The sequence below is a fragment of the Bradyrhizobium sp. S3.7.6 genome, assembly GCF_054061875.1.
On the sequence record NZ_JBSSEQ010000001.1, the window covers coordinates 1,117,673 to 1,133,950 of the forward strand.

General features: G+C 65.2%; 16 protein-coding genes and 1 pseudogene. 4 read left to right on the forward strand and 13 right to left on the reverse strand.

The genetic code is table 11. The features are described 5' to 3' along the window. Positions 1–79: 79 nt before the first annotated feature. The 9 genes and pseudogenes from ACVJ5M_RS05300 to ACVJ5M_RS05340 form a co-directional block, all read right to left on the reverse strand. Positions 80–580, reverse strand: coding sequence for an RNA pyrophosphohydrolase (locus tag ACVJ5M_RS05300; RefSeq protein ID WP_063985996.1), 501 nt, complete (start codon positions 578–580; stop codon positions 80–82). A gap of 63 nt (positions 581–643) precedes the next feature. Next, positions 644–1,147: an RNA pyrophosphohydrolase gene (locus ACVJ5M_RS05305; protein ID WP_063980427.1), complete on the reverse strand. Its 504-nt coding sequence runs from the start codon at positions 1,145–1,147 to the stop codon at positions 644–646. 72 nt (positions 1,148–1,219) lie between these two features. Then, positions 1,220–2,444: pseudogene (locus ACVJ5M_RS05310) on the reverse strand (divergent polysaccharide deacetylase family protein). 145 nt (positions 2,445–2,589) lie between these two features. Continuing rightward, a complete protein-coding gene (locus ACVJ5M_RS05315) occupies positions 2,590–3,945 on the reverse strand; it encodes a S41 family peptidase (protein WP_014490597.1) in 1,356 nt (451 codons plus the stop codon). Further along, the gene (locus ACVJ5M_RS05320; RefSeq protein ID WP_063980429.1) at positions 3,942–5,279 is read right to left on the reverse strand and encodes a murein hydrolase activator EnvC family protein; all 1,338 of its coding nucleotides are present in this window, start codon (positions 5,277–5,279) and stop codon (positions 3,942–3,944) included. Before ACVJ5M_RS05320 ends, ACVJ5M_RS05315 begins: the two co-directional genes overlap by 4 nt. Before the next feature lie 32 nt (positions 5,280–5,311). Then, positions 5,312–5,794 (reverse strand): 23S rRNA (pseudouridine(1915)-N(3))-methyltransferase RlmH, encoded by a 483-nt coding sequence (rlmH, locus tag ACVJ5M_RS05325; protein WP_014490595.1) that lies wholly within the window; start codon positions 5,792–5,794, stop codon positions 5,312–5,314. Positions 5,795–5,887: 93 nt separating this feature from the next. Then, the gene (gene rsfS, locus ACVJ5M_RS05330) at positions 5,888–6,244 is read right to left on the reverse strand and encodes a ribosome silencing factor (protein WP_014490594.1); all 357 of its coding nucleotides are present in this window, start codon (positions 6,242–6,244) and stop codon (positions 5,888–5,890) included. A 208-nt stretch (positions 6,245–6,452) separates the two neighbouring features. Then, positions 6,453–7,097 carry a nicotinate-nucleotide adenylyltransferase gene (locus ACVJ5M_RS05335; RefSeq protein ID WP_063980431.1) on the reverse strand — a complete coding sequence of 215 codons (645 nt, stop codon included), beginning with the start codon at positions 7,095–7,097 and terminating at the stop codon, positions 6,453–6,455. Between the two features lie 23 nt (positions 7,098–7,120). Next, positions 7,121–8,416, reverse strand: coding sequence for a glutamate-5-semialdehyde dehydrogenase (locus ACVJ5M_RS05340; protein WP_354099930.1), 1,296 nt, complete (start codon positions 8,414–8,416; stop codon positions 7,121–7,123). Positions 8,417–8,610: 194 nt separating this feature from the next. On the opposite strand from ACVJ5M_RS05340, the gene ACVJ5M_RS05345 reads away from it, so the two are divergent. Beyond that, a complete protein-coding gene (locus ACVJ5M_RS05345; protein WP_063980433.1) occupies positions 8,611–8,889 on the forward strand; it encodes a type II toxin-antitoxin system ParD family antitoxin in 279 nt (92 codons plus the stop codon). Next, a complete protein-coding gene (locus tag ACVJ5M_RS05350) occupies positions 8,879–9,175 on the forward strand; it encodes a type II toxin-antitoxin system RelE/ParE family toxin (protein WP_063980434.1) in 297 nt (98 codons plus the stop codon). Before ACVJ5M_RS05345 ends, ACVJ5M_RS05350 begins: the two co-directional genes overlap by 11 nt. Before the next feature lie 19 nt (positions 9,176–9,194). Here ACVJ5M_RS05350 and proB read toward each other — a convergent pair whose 3' ends face one another. Beyond that, positions 9,195–10,316 (reverse strand): glutamate 5-kinase, encoded by a 1,122-nt coding sequence (gene proB / locus ACVJ5M_RS05355; protein WP_028149988.1) that lies wholly within the window; start codon positions 10,314–10,316, stop codon positions 9,195–9,197. Positions 10,317–10,511: 195 nt separating this feature from the next. Here proB and ACVJ5M_RS05360 point away from each other — a divergent pair, with 195 nt between their 5' ends. Continuing rightward, positions 10,512–11,477 (forward strand): Bug family tripartite tricarboxylate transporter substrate binding protein, encoded by a 966-nt coding sequence (locus tag ACVJ5M_RS05360; protein WP_063980435.1) that lies wholly within the window; start codon positions 10,512–10,514, stop codon positions 11,475–11,477. A 133-nt stretch (positions 11,478–11,610) separates the two neighbouring features. Here the strand turns inward: ACVJ5M_RS05360 and ACVJ5M_RS05365 are convergent, their stop codons facing one another. From ACVJ5M_RS05365 to ACVJ5M_RS05375, 3 genes are all read right to left on the reverse strand, one after another. After that, complete coding sequence (locus ACVJ5M_RS05365) at positions 11,611–13,245, reverse strand: alkaline phosphatase family protein (RefSeq protein ID WP_063980436.1); 1,635 nt, start codon at positions 13,243–13,245, stop codon at positions 11,611–11,613. A gap of 257 nt (positions 13,246–13,502) precedes the next feature. Then, positions 13,503–14,543, reverse strand: a complete 1,041-nt coding sequence (obgE, locus tag ACVJ5M_RS05370) for a GTPase ObgE (protein ID WP_063980437.1) — start codon at positions 14,541–14,543, stop codon at positions 13,503–13,505. 85 nt (positions 14,544–14,628) lie between these two features. Then, the gene (locus ACVJ5M_RS05375; protein WP_014490587.1) at positions 14,629–15,111 is read right to left on the reverse strand and encodes a MaoC family dehydratase; all 483 of its coding nucleotides are present in this window, start codon (positions 15,109–15,111) and stop codon (positions 14,629–14,631) included. Between the two features lie 118 nt (positions 15,112–15,229). Between ACVJ5M_RS05375 and ACVJ5M_RS05380 the strand changes: the two genes are divergently transcribed. Continuing rightward, positions 15,230–16,144, forward strand: coding sequence for a DMT family transporter (locus ACVJ5M_RS05380; protein ID WP_063980438.1), 915 nt, complete (start codon positions 15,230–15,232; stop codon positions 16,142–16,144). Positions 16,145–16,278 lie beyond the last annotated feature (134 nt).

Sequence of the window (16,278 nt, forward strand, 5' to 3'; positions counted from 1 at the left end):
GCTTCAAAAACTTCGCCACAACCACCGCGCATCGCGCCGGCAATCGCCGGCTACTGTGCATGGGGTTGTTTTCGCGGTTTTAGTTTGCGAAGGGCGCAAACTGCTGCGCGACCGCGCGGTAGACGTCGCGACGGAACGGCACCACGAACTCGGTGACGCGGTCGAGCCGCTCCCAGCGCCAGGCGTCGAACTCCGCGGGCTGTTCGTTGCGCGGCGTCAGCGGATCGATCTCGTCATCGCGGCCGGTGAAGCGCAGCGCGAACCATTTCTGGCGCTGCCCGCGGAACTTCGCCAGCCGATGCGTCTGCGGCCCGTCGTAGGGCGGGAACTCGTAAGTCAGCCAGTCTGTCTCGCCGAGATAGTCCGCACTCTTGACGCTGGTCTCTTCCCAAAGTTCGCGCAGCGCCGCATCGCGCAGGTTCTCGCCCTCATCGACACCACCTTGCGGCATCTGCCAGTCGAGGCCCGGCAGGATGATCTCGGGGCCGTCGCCCTTGAAGCGGTGGCCGATCAGCACGCGGCCATCGGCATTGAAGAGGGCGATCCCCACGTTGGGACGGTAGGGTTTTTGATTGGTCACGCGCGCGTCTTTCATCGTCATTCCGGCGATGCATTAGCACCGAACCCGGGATGACGATTTGATTTATTCATCCGCCAGCGCGGAAAATTCCTTCACCACGCGCTCATAGACCGGGCGCTTGAACGGGATGATCAAACCGGTCAGGTTCTTCATCGGCTCCCAGCGCCAGCTCACGAACTCGGCCTTGTGGCCGCCGCCGGGCTTTTCGACATTGATCTCGCTGTCCTTGCCGGTGAACCGGACCGCGAACCATTTCTGGCGCTGGCCGCGATAGCGGCCCTTCCAGGCGCGCCCGGCAACCGTGCGCGGGATGTCGTAGACGAGCCAGTCCGGGACCTCGCCGAGCCGCTCGACCGAGCGCACGCTGGTCTCCTCATAGAGCTCGCGCTTGGCGGCATCCCAGGTGTCCTCGCCGGGATCGACGCCGCCCTGCGGCATCTGCCAGACATGGGCGTCGTCGACATGCTCGATGCCACCGGCGCGGCGGCCGATGAACACCAGACCCTTCATGTTGATCAGCATCACACCGACGCAGGTACGGTAGGGCAGATCCTCGTAACGTGCCATTCCGCCAGACCTCTCGCGTGCTTTTGGTGGGTATGCCGGTCCCGAGGGCCCGTAACGTACCAATCCGTTGATTTAGCTAGATTTTGATTTCAGCATCGCGGTTGTCAACGGCACCAAAAGGATACCACGGTCGCTCAATGTCTTGGTCCAGCTGCCGATGCGCTCGATCGAGACCGGCAGGGCGGAGGCGGTGCCGATTGCAACGCCGCGCTCGCGCGCCATCGATTCGAGCTTGTTCAGGGCGCGGTCGATCTCCGCCGGGGTCGGCACCACGTCGATCGCGATATCGCCCTTGCCGAACGGCATCGCCTGGCTGCCCGCGGCCTGGGGCGCGATGCTGCGCGGCGAGGAGCCGTCGTCGAAGAAGCCGAGGCCGCGCTTGGCCGCCTCGCGGATGATCGGCTGCATCGCGGCGTCGGTCGCCACGAAACGGGCGCCCATGAAATTGGTGAGGCCGGCATAGCCCTGCATCCGGCTCAGGTGCCAGTACAGGCGGTCCATGTTCTGGTCGGTGGTGAGCGAGGTCAGCAGCGTCTGCGGGCCCGGGTCGTTGTCCGGGAAGTCGTAGGGCTCCATCGGGATCTGGAGGAAGATCTCGTGCCGCTGGGCGCGGGCCCGCTCGGCGAGCTTGCCGGGATCGGCGCCATAGGGCGTGAAGGCCAGCGTCACCGCCGGCGGCAGCCGCATGATCGCGTCGGTGGTCTTGGCCGCGCCGACGCCAAGGCCGCCGATCAGGATCGCGACCACAGGCATCTTTGCCGCCTTGGCGCGGTCGGCATCCGCCGCGTAGACGTTGAACGGCTTCGCGCCCTCGGCCGTCACGGGGATCATGCCGTAGCGCGATTTTTCCAGCAGTTTTGGGTCGATCCCGGCCATGACGGGCGGAGGGGCGGAGGCGGCTGCCGCGTCCCCCTTGTCGGCGGCATCGCCGCCACCGATCACCACGTCGTGGCGCGTGCCGGTGGAACCGTCGATCATGGTGACGGTCTTCTGCTCGCCCGCCTGCTTCGGCGCCTCCTTGGCCTCGTGCTTGCTCTCTGGCTTGCTCTCCTGGCCAAGGCTCGCGGCGGCCGGCTTCTCGTCGGTGGCCCTGGGCTCGCGGATCGCAATCCGCGTCATCGGCTCACCGCCGAGCGGATCCTTGTTGAAGATGGCGAAGCCGGCGAAGGCGACCAAGGAACAGGCCGAGCATGACCGTGAGGGCCTGCATGGCTGTGAACGGCAGCCGCAGCCGCCGTTTCCGGCGCGGCTTGTCCTGTCCGAGCGGGGCGCTCAGATCATCGGCCGTTTCAGTCATGCGAGATCCCGAATCACTCCCGCCGACGATACCACGCCGAGGTCAAGCGGCGTCAGGCCGGGATAGGCCGGGGGTAGCAGGAGCCCCAAGCAAAAAGGGCGGCTCCAGGAGCCGCCCTTTTCGAGAGATGAGGTGACGCGCCGACTTAGTTCGCCGCTTTGGGCTTGTCGGTCGTGGCCTTGTTGTCGCCCGGCGTCGGCGCCGCGGAGGCGCTGTTCTTGATGCCGTGGAGCAGGTCGTCCGCGAGCTTGAGCGCCTTGTCGTCCTTGGCGTCCGGCGGGACGTAGGACTGCGAGCCGGTCTTCTCGTCGCCGTCGTTCTTGAGATGGCCGCGCAGCGAAGCCTCGCCCTTGGTGTCGGTGCGCGACTTCAGCTCGTCCGGCACATCCTGGAGCACTTCGATGTCGGGCACGATGCCCTTCGCCTGGATCGACTTGCCCGACGGCGTGTAGTAGCGCGCCGTGGTCAGGCGCAGCGCGCCGTTGCCCGAGCCGAGCGGAATGATGGTCTGCACCGAGCCCTTGCCGAACGAGCGCGTGCCGACGATGGTCGCGCGCTTGTGGTCCTGCAGCGCGCCGGCGACGATTTCCGATGCCGAAGCCGAACCGCCGTTGACCAGCACGATAACAGGCTTGCCCTTGGTGAGGTCGCCCGCATGCGCGGTGCGGCGCTGGGTCTCCTCGGCATTGCGGCCACGGGTCGAGACGATCTCGCCCTTCTCCAGGAACGAGTCGGAGACGGTGACCGCTTCCTCGAGCAGGCCGCCCGGGTTGTTGCGGAGATCGATGATGTAGCCCTTGAGCTTGTCGCCGATCTGATTCGAGAGGTTGGCGACCTCGCGCTTCAGGCCTTCGGTGGTCTGCTCGTTGAAGGTGGTGATGCGGATATAGGCGATGTCGTCGGCCTCGATGCGCGCGCGCACCGAGCGGACGCGAATGTTGTCGCGCACCAGGGTGACGTCGATCGGATTGTCCTGGCCCTTGCGGATGATCTTGAGCTTGATCTTGGTGTTGACCGGACCGCGCATCTTCTCGACCGCCTGGTTCAGGGTCAGGCCCTGCACGGCTTCGTCGTCGAGATTGGTGATGATGTCGTTGGCCATGACGCCGGCGCGCGAAGCGGGGGTGTCGTCGATCGGCGAGACCACCTTGATCAGGCCGTCCTCCATCGTGACTTCGATGCCGAGGCCGCCGAACTCACCGCGGGTCTGCACCTGCATGTCGCGGAAGCTCTTGGCGTCCATGTAGCTCGAATGCGGATCGAGGCCGGTGAGCATGCCGCTGATGGCGGATTCGATCAGCTTCGTGTCATCGGGCTTCTCGACATAGTCCGAGCGCACGCGCTCGAACACATCGCCGAACAGATTGAGCTGGCGATAAGTGTCTGCAGTTGCGGCTCGCGCGCTGGAGCCCATGAAGACCGCGCGCGGCTGGGTCACGAACAGCGTCAGCGCAGCACCGGTGGCCGCGCTGAGGAGGATAACTGAAGTCTTGCGCATCATCCGCGAACCTTCTCGCCTTCATTTGCGGCCCACCATGGGCCTGGATCGATTGGAGTGCCGTCCTTACGGAACTCGACATACAGCACAGGTTGACTCGCGTTCGTGGCGAGAATGGAGGCGACTTGTGAGGTCGATCCCATGGTCGCGACCGGCTCCCCCGTGAGCACAAACTGACCGATGTTAACCGAAATGCGCTCCATCCCGGCGATCAGGACATGATACCCGCCCCCGGCGTTGAGGATCAAGAGTTGTCCATAGCTGCGGAACGGGCCGGAATAGACAACCCAGCCATCACACGGCGTCGTGACCTGGGAGCCGGGCCTGGTTGCCAGCGAAATGCCCTTCTGGACACCGCCGACCCCGTCGGAACCGCCAAAATCCCTGATCTTGTTACCGTTAACCGGGAGAGGCAGGAGCCCCTTGGCCGCCGCGAAGGCGATCGCCGGGGTGGTCCGGGACCGGTCCTTGAAAGTGCCCGGACCGGGCTTGGCGCTGGCGGCCGCCTTGGCCTCGGCCTGCTTGGCGGCCTCAGCCGCCTTCTCGGCGGCCTTGGCGGCGCTCTGCAGATCCTGCTCCATCTTGGTGATCAGCCCCTGGAGATCGCCGACCTGCCTGGAGAGCGCGATGGCGCGCGAGTTCTCGGCGTCTAGGTCTTTTTCGCGCGACGCCTGCTGACGCTGCCGCTCGTCGACCAGGGCGGTCAGCCGGGTCTGGTCGTTGCGGACCTTGTCGCGGTCGGTGGCAAGCTGGTCGCGTTCGGCGGCGATGTTCTTGCGCAAGGCCACGAGCTCGCCGAGGTCGCCGGCGAGCTTCTCGGCGCGGCCGCGCAATTCCGGCACCACGGCGCCGAGCAGCATGGCGGTGCGCAGTGATTGCAGCGCATCTTCTGGCCGCACCAACAGCGCCGGCGGCGTGCGCCGGCCGGCGCGCTGCAGGGCCGCCAGCACCTCGACGATGTCGGCGCGGCGCGACTCCAGCGAGGTGCGCATCTGCTGCTCGCGGCCGTTGAGCGAGCGCAGCCGCGCTTCGGCTTCGTCGATCTTGGTCTCGACGGCCCGCACATTGGCTGCGGTATCGATCAGCTGCTGATTGAGCTGGGTGCGGTCCTGGCCGAGCGAGGTGATTTCGGCCTTGAGCTTGGCCTGCGCTTCCTCGGCGCTCTTCTGCCTCGCGCGGGCGGCCTCGAGCTCCTGCTCGCGCTGCTTGATCGCATCGGGCGAGGCGGCCGCCGTCTGTGGCGCGGGCGCAATTATCGGACCTTGCGTCTGAGCTTGCGCGAGGCTTGCGCCCGTGACGCCGGCGATCAGCAGCAGGTTGAGGATCGGCGCTCGCATCGCTTTACGCAAAGGTGCTCGTTGTGCGCGCATCACGCGCGGTGATAGGGGTGGCCGGCCAGAATGGTGGCGGCCCGATAAAGCTGTTCCAGAAGCATGACGCGGACCATTTGGTGCGGCCAGGTCGCAGAGCCGAACGCGATCGCGAGCTTGGCCTTACGGCGCAATTCGGGCGAAAGTCCGTCCGCCCCTCCGATCACGAAGATAGTATGTCCGGCACCCTCGTCGCGCCAGCGACCGAGGTGCCGTGCGAATACGGTGGAGTCGAGATTCTGGCCGCGCTCGTCCAGCGCCACCAGGATCGATTTTTCCGGGATGTGCGCACCAATCGCCGCGGCCTCTTCGGCCATCCGTGTCGCGGTGTCGCGCGCGCGGCTTTCGGGGATTTCGTGGATGGTGAGCTCGCGGAATCCGAGCTTGCGGCCGGCTTCGTCGAACCGCTCGAAATAGCGGTCGGCAAGCTCCCGTTCGGGGCCCTGCTTCAGCCGGCCCACCGCAATGACAGCAACGCGCATGATATCTTCAGGTCGTGTTTCGAGACCGCGCGCAATATGCGCGCGCACGACGCTAGCATGCGCGTCAGCCGATTCGAAATCGGCTCGATGAGCCTAGATCGCCTTCGCCGCCCCTGGGCCCTGCGTGTACAATCTCTCGAGATTGTAGAACTCACGGACCTCGGGTCTGAACACGTGCACGATCACATCGCCGGAATCGATCAGCACCCAGTCGCAATTGGGCAAGCCCTCGACGTGGATGTTCCTGATGCCGTTTTCCTTGAGGCCCTTGGCGACGTTGTCCGCGATCGCGCCGACGTGCCGGTTCACCCGGCCGGTGGTGACGATCATGTAGTCGGAGTACGCCGATTTGCCGCGAAGGTCGATGGTGACCGTCTCTTCCGCCTTCATGTCGTCGAGGCGGGAGAGGATCAGGCTCAGCGTCTTGTCGGCGTCGGGTTGCGCCTTCAAGGCCGCAGCTTTGGTCGATGTTTTACGCGCCGGTTTCGCTACCTTGGGTAAAACAGACTTGGACAATACAGATGTGGTCAGGGACCATTCCTTTCACTGTATCGCGAACGCCGAATCCGACGCTCACTGGTTACACTACATCATGTGGGGTTAAGGGTTTCAATATGCCAGAGAGTCTGAAATCCCCACAACGTCCACACACTCCGTCTCACTTCGGACCTTTCCAGCTCCCGTCCGGGTTCCGCAAGCCGGTCGAGGACAGGTTCAGTTTCAACCCCGTCAGAAAGACCCAGGCCGGCGCTGGCCGATCCGGAAGCAATGCCGCGTCCGTCTCGGGCACGCGGTAGCGTGCAAGGGCCTGGGCAGCGGGCGAGGCGAGGGCGCGAAAACTCTGCGGCGGGCGATCGATGACCGCAATCGGCACCTGGTCGGCGATGCGCCGCCAGTGCTGCCAACGATGGAATTGAGCGAGATTGTCGGCGCCCATGATCCAGACAAAGCGCAGGCCGCTGAGGCGGCGGCGCAAGGTGTTGATCGTGTCGATAGTATAGCGGGTACGAATGACGGATTCGAGACAGGTCACCTCGATCCTGGGATCGTCGGCGACGTCGCGCGCGGCTTGCATGCGCGCGCCGAGCTCATGCAGCGTGCCGTTCTCCTTCAGCGGATTGCCCGGCGTCACCAGCCACCACACGCGGTCGAGTCGGAGGCGTTTCAGCGCGAACTGGCTGATGGCGCGATGGGCCTCGTGCGGTGGATTGAACGAGCCGCCGAGCAGGCCGACGCGCATGCCTTCGGTGTAGGGCGGAATGGCCTGCGCGAAGAAACGTGGCGCGACGAAATTGTTACTCAATGCCCCACGCCTCGCGACATGACTTACGGCCGCGTCTGACCTGTGCCGTGGACGCGATATTTGAAGCTCGTGAGCTGCTCGGCGCCGACAGGACCACGGGCGTGGAATCGGCCAGTGGCGATGCCGATCTCGGCGCCGAAACCGAACTCGCCGCCGTCGGCGAATTGCGTCGAGGCATTGTGCAGCACGATCGCGGAATCGACCTCGCTCAGGAATTTCTTCGCAGCAGCCTCATCCGCGCTCACGATCGCATCGGTGTGGTGCGAGCCGTGGTTCTGGATATGCGCGATTGCGCCGTCGACACCGTCCACCACCTTCGCCGCGATGATCGCGTCGAGATATTCGGTGTCCCAATCGTCTTCGCTGGCAGCCTTGACGCGCGCATCGGTCTTCTGCACGGCGTCGTCGCCGCGCACTTCGCAGCCGGCCTCGATCAGCATCTCGACCAGCGGCCTCAGGTTCTTGGCGGCCGCGGCGCGATCGACCAGCAGCGTCTCGGCCGCGCCGCAGACGCCGGTGCGGCGCATCTTGGCGTTGAGCACGATCGACTTCGCCATGGCGAGGTCGGCGCTGGCATCGATATAGACGTGGTTGACGCCTTCGAGATGCGCGAACACGGGCACGCGGGCCTCCTGCTCGACGCGCGCGACGAGGCTCTTGCCTCCGCGCGGAACGATCACGTCGATGGCGCCGTTCAACCCCGACAGCATCATGCCGACCGCCGCGCGGTCGCGCGTCGGCACCAGCGTGATCGCAGCTTCGGGGAGCCCGGCGTCACGCAGGCCCTGGACGAGACATTCATGGATCGCGCGGCACGAACGAAAACTGTCGGAGCCGCCGCGCAGGATCACGGCATTGCCGGATTTCAGGCACAGCACGCCGGCATCCGCCGCAACGTTCGGCCGGCTCTCGAAGATCACGCCGACGACGCCGAGCGGAACGCGCACGCGCTCGATGGTCATGCCGTTCGGCCGCTGCCAGCTCTCGGTGACGATGCCGATCGGATCGGCGATGCCGCGCACGATACCGATGCCCTCGGCCATCGACTCGACGCGCGCAGGTGTCAGCGTCAGGCGGTCGATGAATGAGGCGATCATGGTGCCCGAGGCCCGGGCCTCCGCGACGTCCTCGGCATTGGCGGCAAGGATCGCGGCAGAGTTCGCGCGGATCGCCCGCTCCATGGCCCCGAGCGCCCTGTTCTTCTGCTCCGGCGGCGCCAGCGCCAGCACGCGCGCGGCAGCGCGGGCACGGGCGGCGAGATCGGACATCAGCGCCTGGAGATCGGCATTGCCGTCGACGGCTTTGAGGGAGGCGGCCATGGAGAGTTCAACCTTCTGCTAAGGCAGTGTCCTAGCACGGAAATCCCGCGTCTGCGAAGGGTCGGGAGGGTATGGCTGGGGCCCGGTTCGCGCCGCCCGGTCGGCCAATGGCCTGGTTGCCCCCGAGGCCGGACGGATCCTTGCGAGGCGCTCAAATATCAATAAATATCATTACTTGATAACGGAGCCGTTCCATGGCGAGCAGCTACAGCATTGGAAAGCATTTCGAGGACCTGATCGACGATCTGGTCGAGAGCGGCCGCTATGCCACCGCGAGCGAGGTCATGCGCGAAGGCCTTCGCCTAGTCGAGGAGCGTGAAGAGCGGCGCAGGGTCAAGCTGGAGGCGCTGCGGGAGGAAATCCAGAAGGGGTTTGACAGCGGACCAATGGAAGAGGTCGATGTCCAGGAATGGATGAACGACATCAAGGCGCGGGGACGGCAGCGACTGGCCGCGCGCAAACGTGGCGAATAGATTCCGCAAGGCCCCACAAGCCGACCAAGATCTAGATTCGATCTGGGATTTCATCGCGTCGGACAGCGTTCGGGCGGCCGACAAGCAGATCGCGCGCATCGGCGAGATTTTCGAGATGCTCGTGGAAAATCCCTTGGCTGGCCGCGAACGGCGAGAATTGCGCGACAGCCTGCGCAGCTTCCCCGTTGGCAATTACGTGATCTTCTATGTCCCGCTGCCCGATGGAGTCGAGATCGTCCGCGTGATGCACGGCCGCCAGGATATCGGCTCTGACGACATGCAATAGTTGGCGGACTTGCTCGTCCTTACCCACCCACCACCAGATCGTCGCGGTGGATCATCTCGGACCTCCCGCTGATGCCCAGGATGGCCATCACGTCCGGGGACGAGCGGCCCTTGATCCGCTCGGCGACCTCGGCATCGTAGGCGATCAGGCCGCGGCCGACCTCGCTGGTATCAGGACCGCGCACGATCACGGCATCGCCGCGGGCGAACTGGCCTTCGACCTTGATCACACCGGCCGGCAGCAGGCTGGCGCCGGCACGCAGCGCCGTCACGGCACCGGCATCGATGGTCAGCGTGCCCTTCGGCTCCAGCGTGCCCGCGATCCACCGCTTGCGCGAGGTGATGGGGTTGGCCGGCGTCAGGAACCAGGTGCAGCGGCCGCCGTCGGCGATCGCCTGCAGGGGATGCTCGATCTTGCCCGAGGCGATCAGCATATGCGTGCCGCCTGTGGTCGCGATCTTGGCTGCCTCGACCTTGGTGCGCATGCCGCCGCGCGACAGCTCGGACTCGGCGTCGCCTGCCACGGCCTCGATCTCGGAGGAGATGCTGTCGACCACGGGAATGAGTTTTGCGTTCGGATTGTTCTTCGGCGGGGCGTCGTAGAGCCCGTCGATATCGGACAGCAGCACCAGCAAATCGGCGCTCGCCATGGTGGCGACGCGCGCGGCGAGGCGGTCATTGTCGCCGTAGCGGATCTCGTTGGTGGCGACCGTATCGTTCTCGTTGATGACGGGGATCGCGCGCCATTCCAGCAGCTTGCCGATGGTGGAGCGAGCGTTGAGATAGCGGCGGCGCTCCTCGGTGTCCTGGAGCGTCACCAGGATCTGCCCCGCGCCGATGCCGTGGGCGCCGAGCACCTCCGACCAGATCCGCGCCAGCGCGATCTGGCCGACGGCGGCGGCCGCCTGGCTCTCCTCCAGCTTCAGCGGGCCGCGCGGCAGCTTGAGGCGGCTGCGGCCGAGTGCGATCGAGCCCGAGGACACCACGAGCACATCGCGGCCCTCGCGATGCAGCTTGGCCATGTCGTCGGCGAGCGCGGCGAGCCAGGAGGCGCGCACCTCGCCCTTGTCGGAATCGACCAGCAGGGCGGAGCCGACCTTGACGACGATGCGGCGGAATTGACTGAGTTCGGGGCTGGCCATGTGTGTATGCGTTGGCGCGTGTGACGGATTGCTCTGCATCGGAAACGGCGGAGCGACAGGCGGCGCCGGTTAAGGCCTGCTTTTGCAGCAGGACGATGGCCGGCGCAAGGCGGCTAAAATGGTAAACGGCGCTTGTCCGGGACACGCGTCTGGCTCTAATTGTCGCCAACCATAATGGGCTCAAAGAGGAAACCGATGGATCGCCGCAACTTCATCGCCGGATGTCTCGGGTTGCCGCTGTTGGCGCAGGCGGGCGGATCGCAAGCGCAGGCCGGGCTGACAAAGATGATCTTCCCGTTCGCGGCGGGAGCGGGCGGCGACACGCTGTGCCGGCTGATCGCGCAGGAGATGGCGCCGGCGCTGCAACGGACCATCGTCGTCGAGAACCGTACCGGCGGCGACGGCCTGATCGGCATCAAGGCGGTGAAGGGCGCGAGTGCCGACGGCAGCATGGTGCTGGTGACGACGGGCCCCACCATGTACCTGCTGCCGATGGTGGAGACGACGCCGAGCTTCGACACGGCCAGGGATTTCATGCCGGTGTCGCTGTTGGCGCGGTTCGAATTCGCAGTCGTGATCGGCCCGGCGATTGACGCTGCCGATTTCAAGTCATTCGTGGCGTGGCTGAAGGCGCATCCGGACAAGACGTCGTTCGGGGTGCCGAGCAACGGCACCATTCCGCATTTCATGGGCTCCAAGCTCGAGAAGGATCTCGGCATTCCCTTGACCCGCGTGCCCTATCGCGGGAGCGCGCCCATCCTCAACGATCTCATCGGCGGCCATCTGTCGTTCGGCATCGTGACATTGGCCGATGCGCTGCCGCAGCACCGCGCCAAGGGCGTGAAGATCATCGCGGTCGCGAGCGCGGAACGTTCGCCGTTCGCACCTGAGGTTCCGACGCTGAAGGAGAGCGGCATCGATCTCGTCGCGGATGCCTGGTACGGCATGTGGCTTCCCGCCGGCAGCCCGCCGGACTTCGCCAGCAAGCTCGGCGCCGCCGCGAGTGCGGCGCTCGCCAGGCCCGAGGTGAAGGAGAAGCTCACCGCGATCGGGCTGATCCCGGTCGGCAGCACCGCGGATGGCCTGACCAAGGAGCTCGCCGCCAACACGGCGTTCTGGCAGCCGATCGTGAAGGCGACGGGGTACAAGATCGAGAATTGAATGCCGCGCGCTACTCTATCCCCTCATCCTGAGGAGCCGCGGAGCGGCGTCTCGAAGGATGAAAGGCCCGGCTGTAGCAGCGGGGGCCTGCATGGTTCGAGACGGCGCTTCGCGCCTCCTCACCATGAGGGTTTTAGAGCTTCGCGCGTTGCGCGATCCCGTCCTTGATCGACGCAAGCTCCGCCTCATCCCAGACGCCGATCAAAATGCCGCCCTTCACCTGGAGCTGGTTGTCGGCATAGTTCGCGATCTTCTCGCGCGGCGTGGTGATGTGGTCGTTGGGATGCAGGGCCCAGTCGAACAGCTCGGCCTGTAGCCTCGCGATGATCGCGGCGCATTCCGGATCGTCGCCGCGATCGACGTATTCCTCCGGATCGGTTTCGAGATCATACAGCATCGGGCGGAAGCCGGAGGCGTGGATGTATTTCCAGCGGCCGTCGAACACCATGAACAGGCGGCAGCGTTCGATCGGCTGGTTCAGCTTCAGCCGCACATCCTGCATGGCGTAGTCGTATTCAGAGAACGCGACCTTGCGCCAGTCGGACGGCCTCTCGCCGCGCAGCAGCGGCAGCAGCGAGCGTCCTTCGAGGATGTGGCCCGGCACCTTGCCGCCGAAATAATCGACGAAGGTCGGCGCGAGATCGATGCCTTCCACCAGCGCGTCGCTGCGCGCGCCACGCGTGGCGTCGGCTTCCTTCGACGGATCGATGATGATCAACGGAATCTTCGCCGACTGTTCGTGGAACAGATCCTTCTCGCCCATCCAGTGATCGCCGAGATAATCACCATGATCGGAGGTAAACACGATCATGGTGGTGTCCAGCAGGCCGCGCGCCTCCAAAAACTTCATCAGCACGCCCATCTGGTCGTCGATCTGGGTGATCAGGCCCATATAGGTCGGGATCACCTTCTCGCGAGCCTCGTCGCGCGCCATGTTGCGGGAGTAGCGCATGTCCATGTAAGCGCCGAACACCGGATGCGGATTCTGGCGTTCGCGCTCGGAGCGGATCGCCGGGATCATGTCATCGGTCGAATACATGCTCGCATAGGGCTCGGGCGCGATGTAGGGCCAGTGCGGCTTGATGTAGGACAGATGCAGGCACCACGGCCTGCCGTCGGTCTCGGCCTCGCTGATGAAGTCCATCGCGCGCCGCGTCATGTAGGGCGTCTCAGAGTGCTCGTCCGGCACGCGCGCGGCCTTGTCGGCATGCACCAGGAGCCAGCCGTTCTGCAGGGAGCCGTCGCCAGCTTCGCCGGAATTCGCCCAATGCTCCCAGGGATTGGTCGCCTCGAATCCCTGGCTGCGCAGGTACTCATCGTATTTCGGGCGCGGCCGTCCCGTTGGATGCAGGCCGTCGTCACGCTCATAAGGCTCGAACCCGCATTCGGCAACGTGAACGCCGATCATCGATTCCGGCGGGATGCCGAGCGCCTTCATGCCCTCGAGATCGGGCGCCATGTGGGTCTTGCCGACCAGCACGTTGCGCACGCCGATCTTTTTGAGGTGGTCGCCGAGCGTGGGCTCGCCGACGCGCAGCGGCCAGCCGTTCCAGTGCGAGCCGTGCGAGCGCATGTAGCGCCCGGTGTAGAACGACATCCGCGACGGGCCGCAGATCGGCGACTGCACATACGCCTTGCTGAACAGCACGCCACGCTTGGCCATGGCGTCGATGTTGGGCGTTTTCAGCGTGGGATGGCCGGTGCAGCCGAGATAGTCGTAGCGAAGCTGGTCGCACATGATCCAGAGAACGTTCTTCGCGCGCGCCATGCTTCGCCCCTGCCGTTTCTTGATTTTTTAATGCTGCGCTATCGCGGGCGCGATGACAAGCCAGCGATACGCGTGCCCGCGGCCGCGCATTCCGCTGTCGTCCCTGCGAAAGCAGGGACCCATAACCCCAAGACGTAGTTTTGCGAAGGCTCGTTGTTCGGTACTACAACCGTCCGCAATCGAAAGATCACGCGGTATGGGTCCCCGCTCCCCGTGCGCAATTGCGCACTAGGCGGGGACGACCGTGGGGAGAGAGTTCAAGCCGACCACGGCTCCGCTTCGGCCGCGCTCTTCGCCTTGGCCGATACCGGGGCCTCGCCGATCACTTCGACAAGCGCGCGCAACGCTTCCTTCACGCCGTCGCCGGTGATGCCGGAGAGCAGCAGCGGTGTCTTCTTGGCGGCGCGCTTCAGCCGGTCCTTCTGCTTCTTCAACTCGTCCGGCCCGACCGCGTCGATCTTGTTCAGCGCGACGATCTCGATCTTGTCGGTGAGCAGGCCGCCATAGGCATTGAGTTCGTTGCGAACCGTCTTATACGCCTTGCCCGCGTGCTCGCAGGTCGCGTCGACGAGATGCAGCAGCACGCGGCAGCGCTCGACATGGCCGAGGAAGCGGTCGCCGAGGCCGGCGCCTTCATGCGCGCCTTCGATCAGACCGGGAATGTCCGCCAGCACGAATTCGCGGCCGTCGGAATTCACGACGCCGAGCTGCGGATGCAGCGTGGTGAAGGGATAGTCGGCGATCTTCGGCTTCGCCGCGCTGACCTTGGAGAGGAAGGTCGATTTGCCGGCATTGGGCAGGCCGACCAGGCCGGCATCCGCGATCAGTTTCAGCCGCAGCCAGATCCAGCGCTCCTCGCCGGGCTGGCCGGGATTGGCGTTGCGCGGCGCGCGATTGGTCGACGATTTGAAATGCGCGTTGCCGAAGCCGCCATTGCCGCCCTCGGCCAGCACGAACTTCTCGCCGACATCAGTGAAGTCGTGGATCAGGGTCTCGCGATCCTCGTCGAAGATCTGCGTGCCCACGGGGACCTTCAGCACGATCGCCTTGCCGTTGGCGCCATGGCGGTCCGAGCCCGAGCCGTTCTCGCCCTTCTGGGCCTTGAAATGCTGCTGGTAGCGGTAGTCGATCAGCGTGTTGAGGCCGTCGGCGACCTCGATGACCACGTTGCCGCCGCGGCCGCCATTGCCGCCGGAAGGACCGCCGAATTCGATGAACTTCTCGCGGCGGAACGCCACGCAGCCGTTCCCGCCGTCACCGGAGCGGATATAGACCTTTGCTTCGTCGAGGAATTTCATGGGCCATAGGTAGGGCAGGTGGTCCCGCGCGGCAACCCGGACTTATCCCTGAATCGGCCGAATTTCCGCGAATTTGACCCCGTGCTTAACCCGCAGGCCGTCTCCGGATCAGGAATTTCTGCATCCCCTCCAGCACCAGCTCCTTGCGCTGGTTGAATACGGTGCTTTTGAGCGTCACCGCGCCGGTCGTGCGACCCGGCACCAGCTCCGTGACCTCGAGCGCGGGATAGATGGTGTCGTCGGCGAACACCGGTTTGAGGAACCGGCTCGATTGCTCGAGGAAGCCGACCAGGGAGTCCTCGACCATGAACGGAAACAGGCCTGCGCCGGGCGCCGTGTGGATCAAGGTCTGGAAGCCGTGGGCGAGCAGATGCGGCATGCCGCGGCTGCGGCAATATTCCACGTCGTAATGCACGGGATGAGTGTCGCCGCTCGCGGTCTGGAAGGCGGCGAACACCGCCGAGGTCTGGGTGCGGCTCGGCAGCACGAAGCGCTCGCCGACCACGAAATCCTCAAACCAGCGTTGCGCGGGGATCATGCGATGCCGCGTCGGGTCGAAGTCGGTCATGTCCATGCTCTCTAGTTGGGGAGGCGCCTATCGCTATCGCGCCGCGAAGAGTGCGACAATCCGTTCAATCGGCAGATGCGGGCTTGTCCGGCGCGCCCACGTGATTAAAACGGCGCCAATGCCCTTCTTCAAGAATCTCTCCGCCTATGACGACCGCTCCGCACGCCTGGCCGGCATTGCGTTGATGGTGCTGTCGATCTTCATGTTCTCGTTCGGCGACGCCATGGGCAAGTTCCTGGTCGGGACGTATTCGGTGGGGCAGCTCTTGTTCCTGCGCGCCTGCGCGGCGCTGCTGCTGCTGTCGCCGCTGGTCTGGCGGCAGCGTCACCAGTTCCTGCATCTGGAGCGGCCGCGCCTGCAGCTGTTTCGCGTCGTGCTGTCGACGCTGGAAGTGGCCGCTTTCTTCCTCGCGACGGTCTATCTGCCGCTCGCCGACGTCATCACTTATTATCTCGCCGGCCCCATCTTCGTCACCGCGATGTCGGCGATCTTCCTCGGCGAGAAGGTCGGCTGGCGGCGCTGGACGGCGATCCTGATCGGCTTCTGCGGCGTGCTGATCGCGTTACGGCCGTCGGCCCAGACGGTCAGCCTGCCGGCGCTGATCGCGCTCGGCGGCAGTCTGTCGTTTGCGACCCTGATGCTGATCACGCGCAGCCTGCGGAAGACGCCCGACATCGTGATGGCGTCGTCGCAATTCATCGGCACGTTCTCGCTGGGTGCTGTGCTGTCGGCATTCCACTGGGTGCCGCCGACACCGGGCAGCCTCGCGATCTTCGCAATGGCGGGGTGCGTCTCGGTGACGGCGCTGTTCTGCGTCAACCGCTCGCTCAAGCTGGCGCCGGCGAGCGTCGTGGTGCCCTATCAATATTCGATGATCGTCTGGGCCGTGATCTTCGGCTTCGTCGTGTTCGGCGACGTGCCGTCGATTGCCACCATCATCGGCGCCGCCATCATCATCGGCGCCGGGTTCTACATCTACTTGCGCGAACGCGATCTCGGCCGCCCGAGCAACGAGGTGAATCCGCCGGCGTAGCTGCGGTCACACCGTCGTCCCGGGGCGCGCGTAGCGCGAGCCCGGGACCCATACCCACAGGACGCCGTTTTGCGATAACTCGGAGCGGGAGTTTTTGTCCCCCACTTCTCCCTGGGATTATGGGTCCCGGGCTC